The organism is Paraburkholderia sp. J12, from assembly GCF_905220215.1.
Taxonomy (GTDB): Bacteria; Pseudomonadota; Gammaproteobacteria; order Burkholderiales; family Burkholderiaceae; genus Paraburkholderia.
Genome location: NZ_CAJMZC010000008.1, coordinates 217,864 through 239,292, shown reverse-complemented (window position 1 = coordinate 239,292; position 21,429 = coordinate 217,864). Strand labels below are relative to the sequence as shown.

21 protein-coding genes are annotated in these 21,429 nt (G+C 67.5%); 8 read left to right on the top strand and 13 right to left on the bottom strand.

Annotation, left to right across the window (positions count from 1 at the left end; all coding sequences use genetic code 11):
- Nucleotides 1-51: 51 nt before the first annotated feature.
- Nucleotides 52-1,491, bottom strand: a complete 1,440-nt coding sequence (locus U5760_RS18910) for a carbohydrate porin (RefSeq protein WP_322013811.1) — start codon at nt 1,489-1,491, stop codon at nt 52-54.
- A gap of 364 nt (nt 1,492-1,855) precedes the next feature.
- Here U5760_RS18910 and U5760_RS18905 point away from each other — a divergent pair, with 364 nt between their 5' ends.
- Together U5760_RS18905 and U5760_RS18900 are read left to right on the top strand one after the other, a co-directional pair.
- Nucleotides 1,856-2,716 (top strand): arylamine N-acetyltransferase, encoded by an 861-nt coding sequence (locus U5760_RS18905; protein WP_322013810.1) that lies wholly within the window; start codon nt 1,856-1,858, stop codon nt 2,714-2,716.
- Nucleotides 2,717-2,763: 47 nt separating this feature from the next.
- Nucleotides 2,764-3,441: an isoprenylcysteine carboxylmethyltransferase family protein gene (locus U5760_RS18900; protein ID WP_322013809.1), complete on the top strand. Its 678-nt coding sequence runs from the start codon at nt 2,764-2,766 to the stop codon at nt 3,439-3,441.
- Nucleotides 3,442-3,475: 34 nt separating this feature from the next.
- On the opposite strand, the gene U5760_RS18895 is transcribed toward U5760_RS18900, so the two are convergent.
- The 7 genes from U5760_RS18895 to U5760_RS18865 form a co-directional block, all read right to left on the bottom strand.
- On the bottom strand, nt 3,476-4,255 hold the full coding sequence (locus U5760_RS18895) for a hypothetical protein (RefSeq protein WP_322013808.1): 780 nt from the start codon (nt 4,253-4,255) through the stop codon (nt 3,476-3,478).
- Between the two features lie 94 nt (nt 4,256-4,349).
- On the bottom strand, nt 4,350-4,511 hold the full coding sequence (locus tag U5760_RS18890; protein ID WP_322013807.1) for a hypothetical protein: 162 nt from the start codon (nt 4,509-4,511) through the stop codon (nt 4,350-4,352).
- Nucleotides 4,486-5,490 carry a cytochrome d ubiquinol oxidase subunit II gene (gene cydB / locus U5760_RS18885; protein WP_322013806.1) on the bottom strand — a complete coding sequence of 335 codons (1,005 nt, stop codon included), beginning with the start codon at nt 5,488-5,490 and terminating at the stop codon, nt 4,486-4,488. Before cydB ends, U5760_RS18890 begins: the two co-directional genes overlap by 26 nt.
- 54 nt (nt 5,491-5,544) lie before the next feature.
- Nucleotides 5,545-6,963, bottom strand: a complete 1,419-nt coding sequence (locus tag U5760_RS18880) for a cytochrome ubiquinol oxidase subunit I (RefSeq protein WP_322013805.1) — start codon at nt 6,961-6,963, stop codon at nt 5,545-5,547.
- Between the two features lie 433 nt (nt 6,964-7,396).
- Nucleotides 7,397-7,585, bottom strand: a complete 189-nt coding sequence (locus tag U5760_RS18875) for a 4-oxalocrotonate tautomerase (RefSeq protein WP_028224021.1) — start codon at nt 7,583-7,585, stop codon at nt 7,397-7,399.
- Between the two features lie 32 nt (nt 7,586-7,617).
- Entirely contained in the window at nt 7,618-8,394 is a 777-nt protein-coding gene (locus tag U5760_RS18870; RefSeq protein WP_322013804.1) for a class II aldolase/adducin family protein, read from the bottom strand.
- Nucleotides 8,395-8,414: 20 nt separating this feature from the next.
- Nucleotides 8,415-9,437: an urea transporter gene (locus tag U5760_RS18865; RefSeq protein WP_322013803.1), complete on the bottom strand. Its 1,023-nt coding sequence runs from the start codon at nt 9,435-9,437 to the stop codon at nt 8,415-8,417.
- A 265-nt stretch (nt 9,438-9,702) separates the two neighbouring features.
- On the opposite strand from U5760_RS18865, the gene U5760_RS18860 reads away from it, so the two are divergent.
- Nucleotides 9,703-10,266, top strand: coding sequence for a putative glycolipid-binding domain-containing protein (locus tag U5760_RS18860; protein ID WP_322013802.1), 564 nt, complete (start codon nt 9,703-9,705; stop codon nt 10,264-10,266).
- Nucleotides 10,267-10,296: 30 nt separating this feature from the next.
- Here the strand turns inward: U5760_RS18860 and kch are convergent, their stop codons facing one another.
- From kch to U5760_RS18840, 4 genes are all read right to left on the bottom strand, one after another.
- Nucleotides 10,297-11,511, bottom strand: a complete 1,215-nt coding sequence (kch, locus tag U5760_RS18855; protein WP_322013801.1) for a voltage-gated potassium channel protein — start codon at nt 11,509-11,511, stop codon at nt 10,297-10,299.
- A 170-nt stretch (nt 11,512-11,681) separates the two neighbouring features.
- Entirely contained in the window at nt 11,682-12,542 is an 861-nt protein-coding gene (locus U5760_RS18850; RefSeq protein ID WP_322013800.1) for a mechanosensitive ion channel family protein, read from the bottom strand.
- 91 nt (nt 12,543-12,633) lie between these two features.
- The gene (locus tag U5760_RS18845) at nt 12,634-13,176 is read right to left on the bottom strand and encodes an N-acetyltransferase family protein (protein WP_322013799.1); all 543 of its coding nucleotides are present in this window, start codon (nt 13,174-13,176) and stop codon (nt 12,634-12,636) included.
- Nucleotides 13,177-13,260: 84 nt separating this feature from the next.
- Complete coding sequence (locus U5760_RS18840) at nt 13,261-14,181, bottom strand: DMT family transporter (RefSeq protein WP_322013798.1); 921 nt, start codon at nt 14,179-14,181, stop codon at nt 13,261-13,263.
- A 199-nt stretch (nt 14,182-14,380) separates the two neighbouring features.
- On the opposite strand from U5760_RS18840, the gene U5760_RS18835 reads away from it, so the two are divergent.
- Nucleotides 14,381-15,814, top strand: coding sequence for a PLP-dependent aminotransferase family protein (locus U5760_RS18835; protein WP_322013797.1), 1,434 nt, complete (start codon nt 14,381-14,383; stop codon nt 15,812-15,814).
- A gap of 24 nt (nt 15,815-15,838) precedes the next feature.
- Here U5760_RS18835 and U5760_RS18830 read toward each other — a convergent pair whose 3' ends face one another.
- On the bottom strand, nt 15,839-17,389 hold the full coding sequence (locus tag U5760_RS18830; RefSeq protein ID WP_322013796.1) for an MDR family MFS transporter: 1,551 nt from the start codon (nt 17,387-17,389) through the stop codon (nt 15,839-15,841).
- Nucleotides 17,390-17,477: 88 nt separating this feature from the next.
- On the opposite strand from U5760_RS18830, the gene U5760_RS18825 reads away from it, so the two are divergent.
- The 4 genes from U5760_RS18825 (at nt 17,478) to U5760_RS18810 (ending at nt 21,416) form a co-directional block, all read left to right on the top strand.
- On the top strand, nt 17,478-18,248 hold the full coding sequence (locus U5760_RS18825) for a TetR/AcrR family transcriptional regulator (protein ID WP_322013795.1): 771 nt from the start codon (nt 17,478-17,480) through the stop codon (nt 18,246-18,248).
- A gap of 340 nt (nt 18,249-18,588) precedes the next feature.
- Entirely contained in the window at nt 18,589-19,212 is a 624-nt protein-coding gene (locus U5760_RS18820) for a TetR/AcrR family transcriptional regulator (RefSeq protein ID WP_322013794.1), read from the top strand.
- Nucleotides 19,213-19,357: 145 nt separating this feature from the next.
- The gene (locus U5760_RS18815; protein WP_322013793.1) at nt 19,358-20,866 is read left to right on the top strand and encodes a deoxyribodipyrimidine photo-lyase; all 1,509 of its coding nucleotides are present in this window, start codon (nt 19,358-19,360) and stop codon (nt 20,864-20,866) included.
- Nucleotides 20,867-21,005: 139 nt separating this feature from the next.
- Nucleotides 21,006-21,416 (top strand): response regulator, encoded by a 411-nt coding sequence (locus tag U5760_RS18810; RefSeq protein ID WP_322013792.1) that lies wholly within the window; start codon nt 21,006-21,008, stop codon nt 21,414-21,416.
- Nucleotides 21,417-21,429: the final 13 nt, after the last annotated feature.

Here is a 21,429-nt window from a genome sequence, read left to right as displayed (position 1 = left end):
GGTGTTGGCCATGGGATCAGGTTTCGATCGGTTGTGTCGTCGGTCGGACGCTCAGAACGTGATGTTGGTGCGCACACCCACCACGAAGGTGTTGCGCAGCGCCTGCGTCTGGTTGTCCGGGTTCTGGCCCGCACCGGCGTTGAACGTGTACTGCGCGTCGGCCTGCAGCTGCCACCAGGGGGTGACCTGATACTGGTAGGTCGCTTCGAGCGCCGTTTCGCTGCCGCGCTGCACGAACCCGTTGGCGAGGTCGGCTGCGGCCGCGGCGCTGCTGATCTTGATGTAGGCAAGGCCAAGGCCGACGCTGTCGTTGTCGCGGCCGGCGAACGGCGCCTTCATCACCACGCCCAGGTTCGCGCTATAGCTGACTTCGTTGCGGTCGTTCGGCGCGCCCATCACGCGCGCGAACACGCCGATGCTGCGCGGCTCGTCGGGGTCGGGGCGCCAGACCATCTGGTCGGCGACCGCGTAGATGCTGTAGTTGCCTTTGACCGATGCCCCCGACTGCTGGTCGGTGAACGAGTCGCTGTTGTACCAGAAGCCCAGCTTGTAGGTGCCCGGCAGTTTCTTGCTGCTGTCGGCGCTCACGAGTTCGCCTTCGGCGGGCTGGTTGATCGAGTACTGCAACTCGCCGATCACCATCGCACCGTTGTGCAGGTTGAAGTTCGTGCCGCTCAGGTTGGTCGGGTCGTTGCCGAGCGGATCGGCATCGAACAGGCCGACGAGGCCCGTGAGCGAACCCGTGATCTGGGCGCGCGCGCGCACGCCGAGCCCGGAGAGCGGGTAGGCCGGGCCGCCGTTCGGCAGGTCGTACGAAGGCAGGCCGGGCCAGCCGAACATCGTGTTCACGAAGAGCGCCGCGTACTGGCTCACCATGAATTCCTGGTCGAGACTCTGCTGACCGATCTTCACGTCCACGCGCTTGTCGAGGAACGACTGCTGGTACCACATTTCCCACAGGCGGGTGGTGTCCTGCGCTTCGATGCCGCTCGCCGTGTTCAGCGTGCCGAGATTCAGCGCGCTCAGGTTCGAGCCGTGAATGTTGAGCGCGCTGATATTGAAGAGGCCGCCCGGGATGCCCAGCGCCTTGCTCGTATCGAGCTGTACGGTCGCGGTGGTCAGGCCGTCATAGGTGCCGCCGCGGTTCAGGCCGCCGCGCAGGTTCGCGAGGTACTCGCTCGTCTCGGTCAACTGGAACGTGACGCCGTACTTGCCGAGCCACGGACGCAGGCCGCCAATGTCGCCGAGCAGGTTCTGGCGGCTCCAGATGCCGGTCCAGAAGTTCGACGGCTGCGCCTTGATGTTGAGGTCGGCCTCCGGGGCTTCCGGATTGGCGTCGGGGTTGGTTTCCGGGGTGGACTGCGCGTAGGCCGCACCGCTCGCAAGCGTCGCGAATGCGACACAGAGCGCGAGCTGGCGCAGCGCCGGCAGATGGCGCCGGACCCCGTGGCCACGAAACGCGGCGGGACGAACTGACCGAGAGAACTTCATCGAGATCCTTATTGATTATGTCGATGCCGCCCGCGCGTTCTTGCCCCGTCGGTTGGACCGCTGGGCGCGCGATTCGCGCCGGCACCGCTGCACATGAATTCCCTGCATCGCTGCAACAGAAGAAAAGGGCAGCGAACGGCGCCATCGTACTCATTGGGAATATAGGAGTCAACACAAATGAGAATGATTCTCATAAAGATTACTTGTTGGGTTCAGTGTGTTTACGAATAGCTGTCGGAGGTGGAGATTTGCCATTACATATTGTCAGGAATGGCCGGGTCGGAGGAGTTGGGGAAGTCGAATATCATCGAACCATCAATGACCTCACGTGCCGCGCGCGTGCGTTTTATCGGATGACTTGCCCATGACCGCTTTGTTGCCCGACGCCCTGCTCGACAACCGCTTCGATCTCGACCGCTATTTCGCGCGTATCGGCTACGACGGCCCCCGCGCGGCGACGCTCGACGTGCTGCGGACCTTGCATCGCCTCCATCCGCTTGCGATCCCCTTCGAGGGACTGGATGCGCTCGCGGGCCGGCCCGTTTCCCTGCGGCTTGAAGACATCGTGGCGAAGCTGGTGGAAGCGCGGCGCGGCGGCTACTGCTTCGAGCACAACATGCTCTTTGCCCGCGTGCTGGTGGAGCTGGGTTTCGCCATCGCGCCGCTGGCCGCGCGCGTGGTCTACGGGCGTGCCGCCGATGCTGTCACGCCGCGCTCGCACATGCTGCTGCGCGTGGAGGCGGAGGGTGCCGCGTGGCTGGCCGATGTCGGCTTTGGCGGCGCGACGCTGTGTGCGCCGCTGGCGTTCGATGTGCGCGAGCCGCAGCCCACGCCGCTCGAACCCGCGCGACTTGTCATGGAGTCCGAAGGAATGGGGACGCTTGCGGTGCAAGAAGGCGACGCCTGGTCCAACGTCTATCGGTTCGAATCGCGGCCGGCCGAATGGGTCGATTATGAAGTGGCGAACTGGTACACGTCCACTTCGCCGGACTCGTTCTTTACCGGCAACCTGGTGGCGTGCAGCGTACGCGAAAACGGCCGCGCTGCGCTCTTTAACGACCGCTATTCCGAACGCGACGCCCGAGGCAACCGCACGCTTACGCACACGATCGCCAGCGCCGCCGGGTTGACGGAATGCCTGCGCGAGCAGTTCGGCATCGATGCTTCGGACTTCGACGCAGGCGCGCTCTTTGCGCGCATCGCGGGACGCGACCCGGTGGCTTGAGTGGCGCTGGGTCTGATCGGGAAAGGCTTCGTGCGAAGGAGCACATCATGATCGGACGCATGATCGGCATGACGGCGCTGTGGCTCGTGCTGATGGGCGCGCTGCTGTTCGGCGCGGCAGGCACGCTTGCGTGGCTGGCCGCCTGGCTGTGGCTCGCGGAGCTCGCCGCCACGAGTCTCTGGATCGGCCTGTGGCTCGCGCGCGTGGATCCCGGACTGTTGGCCGAGCGCCTCTCGCCGTATGCGCCGCGCGGTCAGAGCCCGTGGGATCGGGTGTTCATGATCGTCGTTTCGATCGGCTGGTGCGCATGGCTCGTGCTGATCGGCGCCGACGCCGTGCGCTTCGGCGGCTCGCACGTGCCGCTGTGGCTGCGCGTGGCGGGCGCCGTTGGGATTTTTTTCTGCATCTACCTCACGCGCAGCGTGTTTGCGGCGAACCGCTATGCGTCGCCCGTCGTGGCGATCCAGCGCGAGCGCGGCCACGCGCTCACCGACACCGGACCGTATGCGCACATCCGGCATCCGATGTACGCGTACGCGCTCCTGCTGATTGCCGGCACGCCGCTCATGCTGGGTTCGTGGTGGGGCCTCGCCTGCGTGCCCTTCATGATGGCGGCCATCGGCTGGCGCGCGGTGAAGGAGGAGCGCACGCTGGCTGACGGGCTGCCCGGCTATCGGGACTACATGCAGCGCGTGCGTTACCGGTTCCTGCCGGGTATCTGGTAACGCGGCGCGCCGTGGCAGTGGCAGTGGCCTTGACTCAGGCCGAGGGCGGCGCGGGCAGGCGCTCGGCATGGCGCCGATAGAGCCAGGCCTGGGCCGAGGAGGCGACCAGCGAGAAAATGAGGCTCGCCAGGCTCTGGCCCGCGGCGAGCAGCAGGAGCCGCCCAGGCGAGTGGACGGCGACGGGCGTGATGCCGGCGAGGCCGATGAAGAGCAGCACGAGAAACCCGATCACGACGAGCGGCAGCACCGCGACGAAGATCACGCCGAACAGGGCCCAGAAATGACCGTGGCTGTCGTGCCACGCGGCGCGCAGATCGATGCGGTTGCCGAGCGCGAGTGAGGGAAAGAGCAGGCTGATCCGCACGGCGACATAGATCCACGCGACCCCCACGATGACTCCGAGGAACGCCTTGCCGCCCGAGTAATGCGGCTGTAGTACGGCATAGAGCACGAGTCCGGTGACGATCAGCGCGAGCGTGAGCGTGACGCTCACGCCGAACATGCGCAGGAGCGGCTTGCCGCCAAGCGGGAAGAGCGGTGCCGTGCCTTCGCGCAGCAGCACGAAGCGATACACCTTCACGGTGAACACGAGATACAGGACCGCGTTCAGCAGCGAGGCGATATCGGCCGCGAACACGAGGCCGCCCGAGGGCACCTCGCCCGCGCCCGGCACGGGCCGCCCGGCAAAGGCCACCCACACGAGCACGGTGTAGGCGACAAAGACGCCGAGCAGGAACAGGGGCATCTGCGTGAGCGCCTCGCGTGTGCTCGCCCAGGCGCGCTTGACGCATTCCATGAAGGTCATCTGTTGCATGGTTGTTGTCGTGTGAGTGACAGATGGCCGGTAGTCTAGCGCGGAGTCGGGCAGGCGCGTGCGCGGGCTGTGTCCGCAGCGCTCTTTGCGGCGCCTATTTCACGGCAAAGAGCGTGAGGTTCATCAGCACCTTGAACGCAAAGCCGAGCGATACCGCCGCCCCCACGCCCGCGCACCAGAGCAGCACGAACCAGAGCCAGCCCGGCAGCGCGCGGCGCGGCGTGGCCGGCTTAGTGGTAGTGATGGGTGTCGCCATGACGCACCTTGCCCCGGAAAACCCAGTAACCCATCGTCGTGTACGCGAGGATGATGGGCAGGATCACCGCCGTGCCCACGAGCGTGAACATCTGGCTCGAACGCGGCGCGGCCGCTTCCCAGAGCGTGAGGCTCTGCGGAATCGCATACGGCCACAGGCTCACGAGCAGCCCCAGATAGCCGAGCGCCACGAGGCCGATCGCCGCGATGAACGGCGTGTTGTGGTGGCGCGCCCGCACGGCGCGATGCATCCCGTACGCGCAGGCCAGCACCAGCAGCGGCACCGGCGCGAGCCGCCAGAAGAGTTTCGCGTCGAACCAGCGCGAGGCGATGTTGGCATCCTGCAGCGGCGTCCACACGCTCACGAGCGCGATGAAGCCGAGCAGCACGATGGTGAGCGGCCACACCAGCCGGTGCAGACGGCGCTGGAGGTCGCCTTCGGTCTTGGCGACGAGCCAGCAACTGCCGAGCAGCGCATAGGTGACCACGAGCCCGAGCCCCGCGAGCAGGCTGAACGGCGTGAGCCAGCCGAAGGGGTCGCCCGTGAAGCGGCCGTCGGTGACGGGAATGCCTTGCAGGAAAGCGCCGAGCGCGATGCCCTGGAAAAATGCGGCGCCCGTCGATCCGCCGATGAAGGCGAGATCCCACAGATGCTTCGTGCGGTTCGCCTTCGCGCGGATCTCGAACGACACGCCGCGAAAGATCAGGCACGCGAGCATGAACACGAGCGGCAGATAGAGCGCCGAGAGCACGGTGGCGTACACCACCGGAAACACGGCGAAGAGTGCCGCGCCGCCGAGCACGAGCCAGGTCTCGTTGCCGTCCCAGACGGGCGCGACCGTGTCCATCATGAGGTCGCGCTCGTGCGCTTCGGGGAAGAACGGGAACACGATGCCGATGCCCAGATCGAAGCCGTCCAGCACGACATACATGAAGACGCCGAGCGCGATGATCGCAGCCCAGATGACGGTGACATCCATTTTGCTTGCCTCTTTACACTTTAGCTGGCTGGAGGAGGGGGCGACGTTGCGGGATCAGGCGTCGATCAGCTGATCGGCGGCGGACATCGGACGGCGTGCGCTCTGGTGCGCGGGGGCGGTCTGCGTGCCGTTGTCGCCGCTGCCGGTCTCGCCCGGCAGTGCGGGGCCTTTGCGCATCAGCTTGAGCATGTAGTAGATGCCGGTGCCGAACACGAGGAAGTACACGCACACGAACGCCATCAGCGAAATGCTCACCTGTTGCGTCGTGAGCGGCGACACGGCTTGCGCGGTGCGCATCACGCCATAGACGACCCACGGCTGGCGGCCGGCCTCGGTGGTGATCCAGCCCGCGAGCAGCGTGACGAAGCCTGTCGGCCCCATGGCCAGCGTGAAGCGCTGGAACGCGCGCGATTCGTAGAGCGTGCCGCGCCGGCGCAGGAACCAGCCCAGCGCGCCCAGCACGATCATCAGGAGTCCCAGGCTCACCATCACGCGGAAGGTCCAGAACACGAGTGTCGAGTTCGGGCGCTCGTCGGGCGGGAACGACTTGAGGCCCCGGATCTCGCCGTCCCAGCTATGCGTGAGGATCAGGCTGCCCAGGTGCGGAATCGACACGGCGTAGCGCGTGGTTTCGGCCTGCATGTCCGGGATGCCGAAGAGATTGAGCGCGGTGCCGCCTTGTTCCGTGTCCCAGAGGCCCTCGATCGCGGCGATCTTGGCGGGCTGATACTCGCGCGTGTTCAGGCCGTGCGCGTCGCCCACGAAAGCCTGTACGGGTGCGAGCACGAGGAGGAGGCCCAGCGCCATCGAGAACATCGTCTTGACGGACGGATCGCGCCGTCCCTTGAGCAGATGCCATGCGCCGGTCGCGGCCACCACGAGCGCCGCGACGATGAACGCGGCAATGGCCATGTGCGCGAGGCGATAAGGGAACGACGGGTTGAAAACGATCTTGAACCAGTCGGTGGGCACGACGTGGCCGTTCACGACCTCGAAGCCCTGGGGCGTCTGCATCCAGCTATTGGAGGCCAGGATCCAGAACGTGGAGATGAGCGTGCCGACGGCGACCATCAGCGTCGCGCCGAAGTGCGCGCGCGGGCTCACGCGATTCCAGCCAAACAGCATGATGCCGAGGAAGCCCGCTTCGAGAAAAAACGCGGTCATCACTTCGTACATGAGGAGCGGACCTGTCACGGGGCCGGCGAACGCGGAGAAGCCGGACCAGTTGGTGCCGAACTCGTAGCTCATGACGACGCCGGAGACGACGCCCATGCCGAACGCGACGGCGAAGATCTTCGACCAGAAGACGCAGAGATCCTTGTAGTACGTCTTGCCGGTCCGGAGCCAGCATGCTTCGAGCACGGCGATGAAACTGGCCAGCCCGATGCTGAGCGCGGGAAAGACGATATGGAAGGAGACGGTAAAGGCGAATTGCAGCCTGGCCAGATCGAAGGCCGAGAGTGACGTGTCCATGTACGTGCCTGATTACGTGCCTGATGCTTGCGTGCCGTAGGGTTCCGCGCGACGGGCGATGCCGGAGGGCAGGCTGCGTGTCGTGCAGATGGGCGTAAGCGTAGGGGAATAGCGGAGGTTTTGCTGTGCTGCGACGTGCGCTCGCTTGTCGCATGCAGGCCTCGCGACGGCGCACAGTCATGCGCTAACGCATTGACTCAAATCAACTAATGCGCGAGGCGCCGAAGGAGGCGTGGGGCGAACGCCGCGTCGATATGCGTCAATACACCGCGCAGTCCACCGCACAGTCGCGCAGGTGCGTCAATCTGACCAGGTGCGGGTTCGGCGGCGATGAGGCGGGGATCGTCCCGGGCCTTTTATGGTGGGGACGATCGCATGAGGAAATACTAAGGAATATTAAGGATATGTTTAGACGCGGCCGGGATTGAGCCGCTCAGCGCGGATCGCTCCACAGCTTGCCGGCCGTGGCCCAGTTCTCGGGCTTGACGTCCACGAAAAGAATATCGACGCTCTGCGGCTCGCAGCCGAGCACCTTGCAGGTGGTTTCCGTGAGAGCGGCGGCAAGTTCGCGCTTCTTCTCGACGGTGCGGCCCTCGAACAGTTCGATGTGGAAAGTCGGCATGGTTGTCTTCCGTGATGGGTAGGGTGAAGGAGTCAATCCCGATACGACGGGTCGAGGCGGTCGAGTTTGCGTAGAAGCGCGGGCCATTCGAGCTCGCCTTCGATCGCGCCGCCGTCGCGCAACTGTTCGGCGGTGCGGGCCGCCACCTCGGGCGGCGGTACGACGAGCGGCACGCCGCCCGCCTGCGCCTGCAACTGGATCTCGCAGGCCTTGATTAGCGTGGCCATCAGCACATAAGCCTCGGCGATGGTGCGGCCGGTGGTGAGCGTGCCGTGATTGCGCAGCAGCATGGCCGGGCGGTCGCCGAGGCTCGCGGTCAGCCGGCCGCCCTCGGCGGGCGTGAAGGCGAGCCCTTCGTAGTCGTGCCAGGCGAGCTGGCCATAAAAGCGCAGCGCATGTTGCGAAGCGGGCAGCAGACCGTCGCGCTGGATCGACACGGCAATGCCCGCCGTGTTGTGCAGATGCATGACGCAGACGGCATCGGGCCGTGCGAGGTGCACTGCCGCGTGCAGCGCGAAGCCCGTGGCGTTCACGGGATAGTCGCTCAGACCGACGATGCGGCCTTCCGTGTCTATTTTCACGAGGTTCGAGGCGCATACCTCGTCGAAGGCGAGGCCGAACGGGTTGATCAGGAAGCGCCCGGGTTCGCCCGGAATCGCGGCGGAGACATGGGTGTAGATGATGTCGTCCCAGTCATTGAGCGCGATGAGGCGGTAGGCGGCGGCCAGATCGACGCGCAGTTGCTGCTCGGCGGCCGAGCGCGGGCCGGTTTCGGCGGCGGTGCTCGTGGGACGGTGGGCGAATGACATGGCGGTTCCTTCGCGGGGGTTCAGCGGATGGCGGTGGGGGTAGCGCCGGCGCGCGGGGGCGTCTGCGTCTCTTGCGGTTCGTATTTTGCGGCGCGCGCCTCGGCTGTGTTGCGGGGCCTGCCGCCGAGCATGCGCGCCGTACCGTGGGCACACCAGCTTGCGAGCACGAAGGGCGCGGTCATCGCGGGCAGGCCGTAGTGGGCCGCCGCCAGATGCAGCGCCGCGGCCAGCATCGTCGCACAGATTGCGGTGCGCGTGCCGAGCGCGAGTGTGGCGAGGGCGGCCAGCGCGCCGTTGAAGCCGGTCAGGCCCGCGTCGAAATAAGAAAGCGGCGTGCCGCAGGCCAGTTCGAGGCCGCTCGCGAGCGCCGCGCCGAGCAGTGCGAAGGCGGCGGCCCGCCGCGACGACAGCGCGAGCCCCGTCACCACGAGCAGCCCGGCGGGCGCGCCGGAGGCGAATTCGGTCTGCGCCACGCCGCTCAGGATGCCGGCGAGGGCGCGCAAGCCGAACCATGCAGTCTGGGGCGCCGCAGCCCAGTCCGGATCGATCAGCGTGGTCAATGCGGTCAGCGCATGGGTCGGCGCGGGCATCGGGCCATGCGCCGAGGCGCCTGCGCGCAACGCGAGCCATACCCAGCTGGCGATCAGGCAGGGGGTGGAGTAGACGGACAGGCCCGCACGCGCGAGGCGCGGGGCGAGTGCCGCGCCGATCCACGCACTGGCCGTGGCGGCCAGCAGCGCGACGGCCGTGGCGGTGGGCGTATCGCCGATCAAGGTGAAGGCTGCGAGCGCCGCGAGCGCACCGTTGAAGCCGGCCAGGCCGTCGCGGATCGCGTTGTCCGCGTGACCGGCCAGCACGGCGCAGACGTTGGCAACCGTGGCGCCCAGCAGCGCGGCGCAGGCGAGCCGCAGGTCGCAGAGCGCAAGCGCGGCGACGAGGCAGGCGCCGGTGCCGGCGTGACGTTGCAGGACGATCTGGCCGACGCTGCGCAGCACGGTGCGCAACGCGGCCCCATCGCCGCGGGCTTGCGCGTGGATGGACATGCGAATGAGAACAGGACGGACGAATGGAGGGTGTGGCGCAGGCCGTCGCGGGACGAACGCGCCGTCGGCGAAACGCGCGCACGCAGGGCACTTTGATCGCGCTTTCGTTGCGTTTTTACTGCGCTTTTACTGATTCGAGAGCATAGGCGATGCGGGCGGCCTTGCGCGTGCGCGGGCGTGATAGTCGCTATTTGCGCTCCGGGTCCGGCGGCCCGCTTTTGTGCGAGGATAGTCCTCTGCACGTGACCTGAACGGGAGACGGACCATGCGCGAAGTGCGATGGGCATCGGAGGAAGGCGCCGGCATCGAGCATCTGGCATTCGATGCGAGCGGCGGGACGATCCGCGTGGAGAGCGTGGTAGTGGGGCAGCGCTACGGCAAGGCCTATGGCCTCTGCTACACCGTTCATTGCGACGCGCACTGGCGCGTGACCTATGCGGCGTTTCGCGTGATGGGCGGCGGTGCGCTGGCTCTCCACGGCGACGGCGAGGGACATTGGCGCGACGGCGAGGGCCGCGCGCTCGACGCGATCGAGGGGTGCATCGATATCGACCTCTCCGCCACGCCGTTCACGAACACGCTGCCGATCCGCCGTCTTCGGCTTGCGCGCGGCGAGCGGCGGCCGATCCGCGTGGTCTACATCGCGGCGCCCGATTTGACGCCGGTGGCCGTGCGGCAGGCTTACACCTGCATCGAGCCCGACCGGGAATACCGCTACGAAGGGCTCTTTCGAAAGTTCGCGGCGAACCTGCCCGTGGACGAGGATGGCCTCGTGATCGACTATCCCACGCTGTTCCGGCGCTTGCCGCCGCCCGGGCCTTCGCACTGAGGCCGCACGCTTCGGTGCAAGGCTCAAGGCTCAGGCCGAAGGCGCGGTCGGTGCGGAAGGCCTGGCCGGATCCTGGCCTTCGGAGTGGCCGAATAGCAGGTGCGAAATCAGGTCGTTGTCGATGGTCTCGTTGTTGAGCGTGCGCGCGAGCAGCTCGCCCGCCAGCAGTTGCGGCGAAAACACCATGTCCGGCTGCAGGAGCCGCAGCCGCTGCAGATTGCGGCTGTCGTTCACCAGCGCGACGGTGCGCACCTTCGGCGCGAGCTCCTTGATGGCGAGGATCACGAACGCGTTTTCGGCGTCGTCCATGCGCAGCGCCAGCACGGCGAGCGCCGTTTCCGCGCTCGCGTTGTGCAGCGTCGCGGTGTCGCTGGCGTCGCCCACGACGATATCGGCATTCGCGGGATAGCTGTGCGGCGCGTTTGGCGTGACGATCACCGTGACGGCGTAGCCGCGCTTCTTGAGGCCAGCGTATACGCTGTGCGCGAGCGGCGAGACGCCGACGATCAGGTAATGGTTCTTGCGGGTCACGTTGGAAATCCCTCCCTTCACGATATGTTTCAGCTTGCCGCCGATCACGGGGCCGGCCACGGCGCTGATCGAGGTTGCGAACACGCTGATGCCGAGCACGATCACGGAGACCGTGAAAAGCCGCGCGGTGTCCGAGTGCGGAACGATGTCGCCGTAGCCCACCGTGGACATCGACACGATCGAGAAGTAGAACGCCGTGACGAAGTTCTGGATGGGCGGGTCGAAGTCGTTGCCCAGATAGAGCGAACCGAACACCGCGTAAATCATCAACGAGCCGATGCTCAGGATAGCGAACAATGAGCTTGCGGCAAGACTCGTGCGGTCGAAGCGGCGCCAGTAGACGAGCAGCGCGGCCGCCAGCAGCAGCGTGAAGGCGAACAGCGGGAGGCTGCGATAGTCGCCCCAGATACTGAGGAACGCCGCGGCGGCGAGCAGCAGCAGCGAGAGCACCCAGGCCACGCGGGCGCGCAGCGCAATGCCGATCGACATGATCGCGAGGCCCGCCGCAATCACCACCTGCGGCAGCGCGAGCAGGCCGAACGCGTCGAGCAGCGTGATCCAGTCCTGGAACCAGCCGCCGCGCACGTGCTGCAAGGCCTTTTCGACGACCGGGCGCACCAGCATGAGCCCGTCGATCACGAGCAGCAAGGCCAGATAACCGTGCGGCACGATATGCGTGGCGAAGCCGCGCAGGCGGCGGGCGAGCGTCTTCATCGTCGTGCGGCGGCGCGGGCGAAGGACGGCGCGCAGGAAAGCGGCGCGGGCGGCAGCGGTGTCGGCTTCATGGACGGGCGCGGGGTCGGGCGGCGCGCACGGGCGCCGGGTTCAGGCGATATTAGCAGCCCGGTCGGCGCCGCGTAGCGACGGGCGGCGGGTGTCCGTTCTCAATGCGCTTGCTGCTGGGCCTGCTGCCCCTGCTGGGCCTGGACGATATGCAGTTCGCGCGTGCGCAGCGGCAGCGAGCACTGCGCGTCGTTGAGCGTCTGGCGCACCTTGCGCGACAGATCCCAGCGCATGTCCCAGAACACGTCGGTTTTGGCCCAGACGCGAATGTTGAGCACCGCCGTGCTGTCGTCGAAGCGGCTCACCATCACCTGCGGCGCGGGTTCGCGCAGCACGCGCGGATCGGCATCGGCGAGCGCGTGCAGCGCGTCGAGGGCGAGGTTCACGTCGTCGCGCACCGAGACCTCCACTTCGAGGTCCAGACGCCGCGTGGGATTGCGGCTGTAGTTGCGGATCGAGTTGCTCCAGAGCGCGCTGTTCGGCACGAACTCGCAGATGCCGTCGGGCTTGGTGAGGCGCGTGGTGAAGAGATTGACTTCCTCGACGGTGCCCGCCACGTTGCCGTTGCCGCCGTCGATGTAGTCGCCCACCTTGAAGGGGCGCAGCAGCAACAGCATGATGCCGGCCGCGATGTTCTGCAGCGTGCCTTGCAGCGCGAGGCCGATGGCGAGGCCCGCCGCGCCGAGCACGGCGACGATGCTCGCGGTCTGGATGCCGAGCTGCGAAAGCGCGCCGATCAGCGCGACGATACGCACGCTCCACTTGGCGGAGTCGCGCACGATGGGGCGCAGCGTCGCGTCGATGCTGCCTTGCCCGGCGAGCCAGCGGCCGATGCGGCGCGCCATCCACCAGCCGATCCACAGGATCGCGGCGGCGGCCACGAGGCGCATCGCGAAGGTGCTGAGCGCGTCCCACAGGAAGCTCCAGTTGGACGGGTGAATGTGGTCTAGGAGAGCTTGCATGAAATAGTCCTTGTCGTCGGCACGGGACGAAAGGACGTATTTTACGGGGGCGCGGTGAGGCGCCGCTGTTGAGGGCGCGTGTCGTGCGCGATCAGGCGTCGGGCACCGAGCCCGAGCCTGCGCCGAGGGCGCGCTGCATGAGCGTCGTATCGCGCCATTCGTTGTGCTTGAAACCCACCGCGTGCAGCGTGCCGATCATCTCGAAGCCGAGGCTCCGATGCAGCGCGAGCGAGCCGCCGCGCGGGTCGGCCACCACGGCGATCATCTGCCGCCACGGCCCGTTCTCGCAGCGTGCGATCAGCGCTTCGAGCAGCAGGCGGCCGAGCCCGAGGCCGCGGCACGATTCGTCGATGTAGATCGAGTCTTCGATGGTGTAGCGATACGCGGCGCGCGGGCGATAGGGCGTCGCATAGCTGTAGCCGGCCACCTTGCCGTTCAGTTCGGCGACGATCCACGGCAGGCCCTGGCCGCGTACCGCGGCGTGGCGGCGCAGGAGTTCGTCGAGGTCGGGCGGCGCTTCTTCGAACGAAGCCGCTCCGTGCAGGACGTGATGCGCGTAGATCGCGGCGATCGCGGGGAAGTCGCCTGGCGTGGCGTCGCGCAGGAGCGGCTGCGTGACGTGAAGGGCATTCATGCGTCTTGAGTCCGGGTTGCGAAGGCGTCGTTCACTATGCCTTGGGTGGCGGCGGATTCAAAGCGTGTCAAAAATGCGCGTCTCTCACGCACGCGGGGCGGCCGCCCGCGCCCGGGCAGCGGCGGGAGCCGTGCGGCCGAAGCGGCGCGCGCCGGCCACGCAGGCGATCACCACGGCGGTCACGCCGATCATGGCGGGCGGCACGGCTTCGTGCAGCACGAGCGCCGCGAGCAGAAAGCCGAAGAACGGCTGCAGCAACTGCAGTTGCCCGACGCCCGCAATGCCGCCGAGCGCGAGCCCCCGATACCAGAACACGAAGCCGATCAGCATGCTGAAGAGCGACACGTAGGCGAGCCCCCACCATGCGGCCGCCCCCACCGCGGCGAACGAGGCGGGCCGCAGCGCGACGGCGAGCGGCAGCATCACGGGCAGCGAGATCACGAGCGCCCAGCAGATCACCTGCCAACCGCCGAGCCGCCGCGAGAGCCGGGCGCCTTCGGCATAGCCCAGCCCGCAGACGACGATCGCGCCGAGCATGAGGGCATCGCCCGCCGGCGACGCATCGACGCCGTGACGCAGCGCGAAGGCCACGACGGCCGCGCTGCCGAGCGCCGAAAAAAACCAGAACGCGGGTTGCGGATGCTCGCCGCCGCGCAGCACGCCGAAGATCGCCGTGGAAAGCGGCAGCAGGCCGACGAACACGACGGCGTGCGCGGAGCTCACGTGGCGCAGCGCGAGCGCGGTGAGGAGCGGAAAGCCGACGACCACGCCGAGCGCCACGACGACGAGCGGCACGAACTCGCGGCGCTCGGGCCGCGCCGCGCGCAGGAGCACGAGGAGGAGGACGCCGAGCACGCCGGCGATGGTGGCGCGTGCGCCGGTGAGGAAGAGCGGATCGAGGCCCAGCACGGCCACGCGCGTGGCGGGCAGCGAGCCGCTGAAGATCAGGACGCCGGCGAGGCCGCAGAGCCAGCCGTCGGTGGTGGAATCGAGGGATTTGCGCATGGATCGGGGCGGCGAATGGCTGAAGGGGCGGCAGGGGCGGCGATAAGGACGGCTGGATAGCCGGACGATGATGCGCGCGGTGCAGTTAGCGGGTAAGCTACAGATCAGTACAATTTCGAAGAACTGTACTGATCACTGTGCAGTACAGATGCCAGGTACAGATCGGAAACGCCGGGGGAACGGCGGGAGAGAAAGCAAGATGGCAGACACAGGCCTTGCGCCGTCCCACACGCCGGAAGGCGGCGCGCTCACGCGTGTCGCACAGGTCATGGAAACGCTGCGCGAGCGCATTGCGGCACGCTCGCTCGCCGCGGGCGCCCGCGTGCCGTCCATCCGCACCATGAGCGAGCAGCTGGGCGTATCGAAATCGACGGTGGTCGAAGCCTACGAACGGCTCGTTGCGCAAGGCGTGCTGGTGGCGCGGCGCGGCGCGGGGTTCTTCGTCGCGGGCCATGCGCCGCCGCTCGCGCTCGCGGCGCTCGGCCCGCGTCTGGATCGCGAGATCGATCCGCTCTGGCTCACGCGCCAGTCGCTCGAAGCCGATCCGAACGCGCTGCGCCCCGGCTGCGGCTGGCTGCCGCCGTCCTGGCTGCCGCACGATGCCGTGCGGCGCGCGCTGCGCTCGCTTGCCCGCGACCCGCACGCGCCTTTGGCCGAATACGCCGCGCCCTTCGGTTCGTCCGCGCTGCGCCAGCAGCTTTCGTGGCGCCTCGCCCAGCATGGCGTGGAGGCCGCCCCCGAGCAGATCGTGCTCACCGACGGCGGCACCCAGGCGCTCGACTTCGTGTGCCGCTTCCTGCTGGAGCCGGGCGACACCGTGCTCGTGGACGATCCCTGCTACTTCAATTTCCAGGCTTTGTTGCGCGCGCATCGAACCCGCGTGGCGAGCGTGCCGTACACGCCCACCGGTCCCGATATCGCCGCCTTCGAGCGCGCCCTGATCGAGCACCGCCCGCGCCTGTACGTCACCAACTCGGCGATCCACAACCCGACGGGGGCGTCGCTCGCGCCCGCGGTCGCGCACCGCCTGCTCAAACTTGCCGAGGAGCATGACCTGCTGATCGTGGAGGACGACATCTTTGCGGACTTCGAAACCGAACCGTCACCGCGCCTCGCGGCCTTCGACGGCCTGTCGCGCGTCGTGACCATCGGCAGCTTTTCGAAGACGATGTCGGCGGCGGTGCGCTGCGGCTTCATCGCCGCGCGCGCCGACTGGTGCGAAGCGCTCGTCGATCTGAAGCTCGCCGTGTCGTTCGGCCACGGCGAGGTGGCGGCCGATCTCGTGCACCGGCTGCTGGTGGACGGCACCTACCGGCGCCATCTCGACGCGCTGCGCGCGCGGCTGGCCGATGCGATGGGCGAAACGCTCAGGCGTCTCGCTACGCTGGGAATCGCGGCGTGGACGCGGCCGCAGGCAGGCCTGTTCGTGTGGGCGCGCCTGCCGGACGGCCTCGACGCCGCGCAGGTAGCGCGCGAGGCGCTCGCGCAAGGCGTGGTGCTCGCGCCCGGCAACGTGTTCAGCGTCGCGCGCAGCGCGGGCGATTTTCTGCGATTCAACGTGTCGCAGTGCAACCGGCCGAAGGTGTACGACACGTTGCAGCGTGCGATGGAGCGCAGCGCGCAGACGGCGTGAAGCCCCGCCTCGCGCGTTAGCGCCTCAATGCTGCTTGCGCAGCGGAATATCCTGCAGCAGCCAGGCGAGCGCGAACGAGAGCACCACCACGCACGCCGCCGCGAGATACACCATGTGCAAGGCACCGGCGAACGCGTCGAGATACTGGGCGTGCAGCACGGGCGGCAGATGATGGATCACGTCGGGCGTGAGCGGCTGCGGCAGTTCGACATCCGGCGTGAGCACCTTTTCGAGCCGCGTGCTCAGCCCATGCGAAAACACGGCGCCGAACGCAGCCACACCCACCGAGCCGCCGATCGAGCGGAACAGCGTGGCGCCCGAGGTGGCCACGCCCATGTGGCGGAACTCCACGGCGTTCTGCACCGCGAGGATCAGCACCTGCATGACCATGCCGAGCCCGCAGCCCAGCAGCCCCATGTAGAGGTACATCTGGCGCAGCGGCGTGCCGATCTCCAGACGCGCGAGCAGCACCATCGCCACAGCGACGAGCGCGGTGCCCACGATCGGAAACATGCGGTACTTGCCGATCTTGCTGATGACGCGGCCCGTGATCACCGACATCACGAGCACGCCGCCCATCATCGGCAGCATCTGCATGCCGGCCTCGGAAGGCGTGGAGCCTTTCACCACCTGCAGATACAGCGGCAGGAACGTGACCGAGCCGAACAGTGACACGCCCACGATAAAGCCGATCAGACTCGACAGCACGAAGGTGCGATGGCGGAACAGCTCGAGCGGCATGATGGGCTCGACCGCGTGCTTTTCCTCGTGAATGAAACCGGCCACCGAAACGCAGCCGAGCAGGAGCGTGAGCCAGAGCTGCGGCGAAGTCCACGGCAGGATCGTGCCGCCCTGGCTCGTGAAGAGGATGAGGCAGGTGAGCGCGCCCGCGAGCCACGCGGCGCCCATGTAATCGATCACGTGTTTCACGTGCGCGGTGCGCGGCCGGAACACGGCGCCGATCACCGCGAGCGCCACCGCGCCGAGCGGCAGGTTGATGTAGAAGATCCAGCGCCACGACAGATGCTCGACGAGAAAGCCGCCAAGCAGCGGCCCGACGACCGTGGCGAGCCCGAACACGCCGCCGAAGAGGCCCTGATACTTGCCGCGCTGCGCGGGCGGGATGACGTCGCCGATGGCCGCCATGGTCACGACCATCAGGCCGCCGCCGCCGATGCCCTGCACGGCGCGCAGCACGATCAGCTGCATCATGTCCTGCGCGACGCCGCACAGCGCCGACCCGACCAGGAAGATCACGATGGCGGCCTGCAGCACGATCTTGCGCCCGAACAGGTCGCCCAGCTTGCCGTAGAGCGGCACGACGATCGTCGAGGTCAGCAGGTAGGCGGTGACGACCCACGAGAGGCGGTCGAGGCCGCCCAGTTCGCCGACGATCGTGGGCAGCGCCGTCGAAACGATGGTCTGGTCGAGCGCCGCGAGCAGCATCACGAGGATCAGCGCGGGAAACAGGAGCCGGATCGGCGGATGGTTGGCGCTATCGGGCGCATCGGGCGCATCGGCCGCGGAGGCGGCGTCGCCCGGGACCGGCAGGGAGCGTTCCGTGGTGGGTTCCATCGACGTGGGGTTATCTTGAAATTAATTAACTTGACGATTAATATAGGAGAATTCCGACGCACAGTCAAAGCCCGAAACGTAACGAGAGATGAACGAGTCCGATATTCCCGCCGTGACCCCATTCCCGGAATCCGCCGAAACCGAGGCCCAAACCCGGGCCGAAGCCCAGGCCAAAACGCGCCCGGGCCGCCGTCCAGGCCGGCCGAGCGGCGGCCCGGGCGGGGCGGAACAGCGCACGCGGCTGATCGAGGCGGCGCTGGCCCTGTTTGCGCGGCAGGGCATCCTCGATACGTCGCTCGCCGCCATTGCGCGCGAGGCGGACATGACGCCCGCGATGGTCCACTACTACTTCAAGACGCGCGACCAGTTGATCGACGTGCTGATCGACGAGCGTTTCGTGCCGCTGCGCGCGGCCACGGAAGGCATCTTCGAGGCGCATCCCGACGATCCCGTTGCCGCGCTCACGCTGCTCACGCAGCGCTTTGTCGAAGTGGGCGCGCGCTATCCCTGGTTCGCGCCCCTGTGGGTGCGCGAGGTGATCAGCGAAGGCGGACTGCTGCGCCAGCGCATGCACGAACGCTTCGGCCAGTCGCACCAGCGGGCGGCGCACGAGGCGATCGCGCGCTGGCAGCGCGAAGGGCGCCTGAATCCGGCGCTCGAACCGTCACTGCTGTTTCAGTCGCTGCTCGGCCTCGCGCTCCTGCCGCTCGCGACCACGCGCATCTGGCGCAGCGATCCGGCGAGGCGCCAGCTCGGCCCGGACGAGATCGCGCGCCACGCCATCGCGCTCGTCACGCAGGGGATCGGGCCGGTGCCGCACGCACAGTCCGCTACTTCGCAGACTCCAGAAACATCGTGATCGAATCGCGGCTGGGTGGGCCGCCTCGCGGTTGCAGCAGGGCATCCGCGTTGCCGCGCGTGAAGGCGATATCGAGCGGCTCGTCGAATTGGCTTTGCGTAATGTCATTGGCGTAAGACACGTGTCAGTCGTCGATTTATTTCGCACTGCTTGTGAGTTTGGCGAGCCCCGGTCCCGGTGCGGAGCACGATGCAGTAAACGTATGGGGTAAGTCCCCGCAGGTGTTCATGACAGCCTTTCTTGCTCGGTGGGGAAGGCGTTTGCGTTGCCATTCGCGTTGTCGAATGCATAATACGAGTAGTCGCTCGTATTGACCTGGTCGCATCCGGAGTGCGGAGAAATGGCGCGAAAAACGCTGACGAAGCCCAGAAAACACGCCTCTCAAAAGCGATCGCGCGCGATGGTCGATGCGCTGATCGAAGCCACCGCTCGCATTCTGGTGACGGACGGTTTCGACAAGGCCAGCACGAATCGCATCGCCGAAATGGCGGGCGCGAGCGTCGGCTCGCTCTACCAGTACTTTCCGGGCAAGGAGGCGCTCGTCGTGGCCGTGATCGAGCGCCACAACCGCGAACTCCTGCAGGTGGTGCGGCGTGCGCTGGCCGAAGTGGCGGCGTTGCCGATGGAGCAGGCGGTGCCGAAGCTCGTCGCCGCGGCCATCGAGGCGCACCGCGTCGATCCGCGGCTGCATCGCGTGCTGGCGGAGCAACTGCCGCGCTCGGGCAAGCTCGAGAACGTCGAGGTGTTCAATCGCGAGACCTACGCGCTCTTCAGGGGCTACCTCGAAGCGCACCGCGACGAGTTCCGCGCCGTCGATCTCGGGCTCGCGGCCTTCGTGTGCGTGACCTCCATCGAGGCGCTCACGCATACCGCGGTCGTGCATCATGCCGACCGTCTTTCGGACGCGGCATTCGCCGTGCTGGTTGAAGAGGCGTCGCGGCTCATCGTTCGCTATCTTCAGTAACGGACGAACCGTTGCTTCGCGAGCCACCCCGCTCGCCGCCGATTCCGCGCCCGCCGTGCGGCTATCGGACTGCGCGTCACCGGGCCGTGCTACGCTGCGTCCCCGATGGCGCGATCCATCCCGGGTTGCGCCGCGTTTTCGTTCCATGTCGAGGTTGGGTCTGTCTCCTTCATCGTCGAATTCCGCGCCCGCGATCGTCTGGTTTCGCGACGATCTGCGTCTCGCCGACCATCCCGCGCTTGCGCACGCGGCCGCCACCGGGCAGCCGCTGATCTGCGCCTATATCCACGATCCTCATGCTGCGGGCGAGCGGGCGCCGGGCGGTGCCGCGCGCTGGTGGCGGCACGTGTCGCTGCAGGCGCTCGAAGCCGCTCTCGCGGCGCGCGGCGGCCGGCTCGTGCTGCTCGAAGGCGACGCCGCCTCGGTGCTTCCCGCGCTCGTGGAGTCCACCGGCGCGCGGGCGGTGTACTGGAATCGCCGCTACGGCGCGGCCGAGCGCGAGACCGACGCCTCGATCAAGGCCGACCTGCGCGGGCGCGGTATCGAGGTCGAAAGCTACAACGGGCTGCTCATCAACGAGCCCTGGACGGTGCTCAACCAGTCGGGGCAGCCGTTCCAGGTCTTTACGGCGTACTGGCGCGCGTGCCGCTTGCGGGGCGATCCGCCCGCGCCGCTCGGCGAGCCGGAGCGGATGATTTTTCAACGGCTACCGGCAACGCTCGGCAAGCGCACGGTCAAGCTCGACGATCTGGGGCTGGCGCCACGCGCGCCCGACTGGTCGGCGGGATTGCGCGCAGCGTGGCCGGCGGGCGAGGAGGCCGCGCTCGCGCGCCTCGCCGACTTTCTCGCCGACCACCTCGACCCTTACGCCGACGAGCGCGACCTGCCGGCCGAACCCGCCACCAGCCGCCTTTCGCCCTGGTTGAGCGTGGGGGCCATTTCGCCGCGCCAGGTCTGGACCGCGCTGCGGGCGGCGGAGCATGGAAAGCCGTCGGCGCGGCGCTCGGCGGCGGCGGAGAAGTTTGCGAGCGAACTGGGCTGGCGCGAATTCAGCCACTACCAGCGTTTCCATTTCGCGGATCTGGCTACGCGCAATCTGCGCCCCGCATTCGACGCCATGCCCTGGCGAACCGACCCCGCGGGCCTTAAGGCGTGGCAACGCGGCCTGACCGGCTATCCCTTCGTCGATGCCGGCATGCGCGAGCTATGGCATACGGGCTGGATGCACAACCGGGTGCGCATGGTGGTGGCGTCGTTCGTCGCGAAGCATCTGCTGCTCGACTGGCGCGAGGGCGAGCGCTGGTTCTGGGACACCCTCGTCGATGCCGATCCGGCCAGCAATCCCGCCAACTGGCAGTGGGTGGCGGGGTCGGGCGTGGATGCGGCACCGTATTTCCGCGTCTTCAATCCGGTGCTGCAGGGCCAGAAGTTCGATCCGCGCGGCGCCTACGTGCGGCAATGGGTGCCGGAGCTGGCGGTCTTGCCCGACAAGCTGATCCACGAGCCCTGGAAGGCTTCCCCGCGACAACTTGAAGCCGCAGGCGTGAAGCTCGGGAACGACTATCCGCATCCGGTCGTCGAACACGAGCTTGGCCGCCAGCGTGCGCTCGAAGCCTTTGCAAAGACCGGTAAACGAAAGCTCCAGGAAGGTTGAGGCAAGGGTGGGAGGGAACGCGTCGCGTGTCACGCAACGGCATTAAACTTGCGCAGTGAGTGCGGCCCGCGACGGCCTTTCGCGCCTGGCGCGGCCTGCTTCACGAACAAAGACGGACAGAAAGATTCAAACCTGAACAATGAACGCAGTACACAAACTCGACCGGGCGACCATCGTCCTCGTCGAAGACGATCCGCAAAGCCGGGCGTCGCTCACCTCGCTGCTGGAGTCGGAGGGCGCGCACGTCGTTGCGGTGGAAGACGCCGAAGCCGGCGTCGAAGCGGCGCTCGAACTGCTGCCCGATGCGGTGGTCTGCGATCTGGACCTGCCGTGCATGGACGGCTTCTACCTCATTCAGCGTCTGCGCGACCACGAGATCCGCGGGGATCATGCCCCCGCCGTCGCGGTGGCGCTGACCGGGCACACCGACGAAAGCTGGCGTCTGCGCAGTATCGGCGAGGGGTTCCAGCATTTCATGACGAAGCCGGCCCAGCCCGAAGCGCTCGTGACCTTGTTGCGGGACGCGATCGACGCGAGGCAGTCGTCGTAAGGCGCAGGGCCGG

What these genes read in the sequence shown, in the direction of transcription:
- U5760_RS18910 (WP_322013811.1), bottom strand. Translation starts at nt 1,491, where the DNA reads ATGAAGTTCTCTCGGTCAGTTCGTCCCGCCGCGTTTCGTGGCCACGGG.
- U5760_RS18905 (WP_322013810.1), top strand. Translation starts at nt 1,856, where the DNA reads ATGACCGCTTTGTTGCCCGACGCCCTGCTCGACAACCGCTTCGATCTC.
- U5760_RS18900 (WP_322013809.1), top strand. Translation starts at nt 2,764, where the DNA reads ATGATCGGACGCATGATCGGCATGACGGCGCTGTGGCTCGTGCTGATG.
- U5760_RS18895 (WP_322013808.1), bottom strand. Translation starts at nt 4,255, where the DNA reads ATGCAACAGATGACCTTCATGGAATGCGTCAAGCGCGCCTGGGCGAGC.
- U5760_RS18890 (WP_322013807.1), bottom strand. Translation starts at nt 4,511, where the DNA reads ATGGCGACACCCATCACTACCACTAAGCCGGCCACGCCGCGCCGCGCG.
- cydB (WP_322013806.1), bottom strand. Translation starts at nt 5,490, where the DNA reads ATGGATGTCACCGTCATCTGGGCTGCGATCATCGCGCTCGGCGTCTTC.
- U5760_RS18880 (WP_322013805.1), bottom strand. Translation starts at nt 6,963, where the DNA reads ATGGACACGTCACTCTCGGCCTTCGATCTGGCCAGGCTGCAATTCGCC.
- U5760_RS18875 (WP_028224021.1), bottom strand. Translation starts at nt 7,585, where the DNA reads ATGCCGACTTTCCACATCGAACTGTTCGAGGGCCGCACCGTCGAGAAG.
- U5760_RS18870 (WP_322013804.1), bottom strand. Translation starts at nt 8,394, where the DNA reads ATGTCATTCGCCCACCGTCCCACGAGCACCGCCGCCGAAACCGGCCCG.
- U5760_RS18865 (WP_322013803.1), bottom strand. Translation starts at nt 9,437, where the DNA reads ATGTCCATCCACGCGCAAGCCCGCGGCGATGGGGCCGCGTTGCGCACC.
- U5760_RS18860 (WP_322013802.1), top strand. Translation starts at nt 9,703, where the DNA reads ATGCGCGAAGTGCGATGGGCATCGGAGGAAGGCGCCGGCATCGAGCAT.
- kch (WP_322013801.1), bottom strand. Translation starts at nt 11,511, where the DNA reads ATGAAGACGCTCGCCCGCCGCCTGCGCGGCTTCGCCACGCATATCGTG.
- U5760_RS18850 (WP_322013800.1), bottom strand. Translation starts at nt 12,542, where the DNA reads ATGCAAGCTCTCCTAGACCACATTCACCCGTCCAACTGGAGCTTCCTG.
- U5760_RS18845 (WP_322013799.1), bottom strand. Translation starts at nt 13,176, where the DNA reads ATGAATGCCCTTCACGTCACGCAGCCGCTCCTGCGCGACGCCACGCCA.
- U5760_RS18840 (WP_322013798.1), bottom strand. Translation starts at nt 14,181, where the DNA reads ATGCGCAAATCCCTCGATTCCACCACCGACGGCTGGCTCTGCGGCCTC.
- U5760_RS18835 (WP_322013797.1), top strand. Translation starts at nt 14,381, where the DNA reads ATGGCAGACACAGGCCTTGCGCCGTCCCACACGCCGGAAGGCGGCGCG.
- U5760_RS18830 (WP_322013796.1), bottom strand. Translation starts at nt 17,389, where the DNA reads ATGGAACCCACCACGGAACGCTCCCTGCCGGTCCCGGGCGACGCCGCC.
- U5760_RS18825 (WP_322013795.1), top strand. Translation starts at nt 17,478, where the DNA reads ATGAACGAGTCCGATATTCCCGCCGTGACCCCATTCCCGGAATCCGCC.
- U5760_RS18820 (WP_322013794.1), top strand. Translation starts at nt 18,589, where the DNA reads ATGGCGCGAAAAACGCTGACGAAGCCCAGAAAACACGCCTCTCAAAAG.
- U5760_RS18815 (WP_322013793.1), top strand. Translation starts at nt 19,358, where the DNA reads ATGTCGAGGTTGGGTCTGTCTCCTTCATCGTCGAATTCCGCGCCCGCG.
- U5760_RS18810 (WP_322013792.1), top strand. Translation starts at nt 21,006, where the DNA reads ATGAACGCAGTACACAAACTCGACCGGGCGACCATCGTCCTCGTCGAA.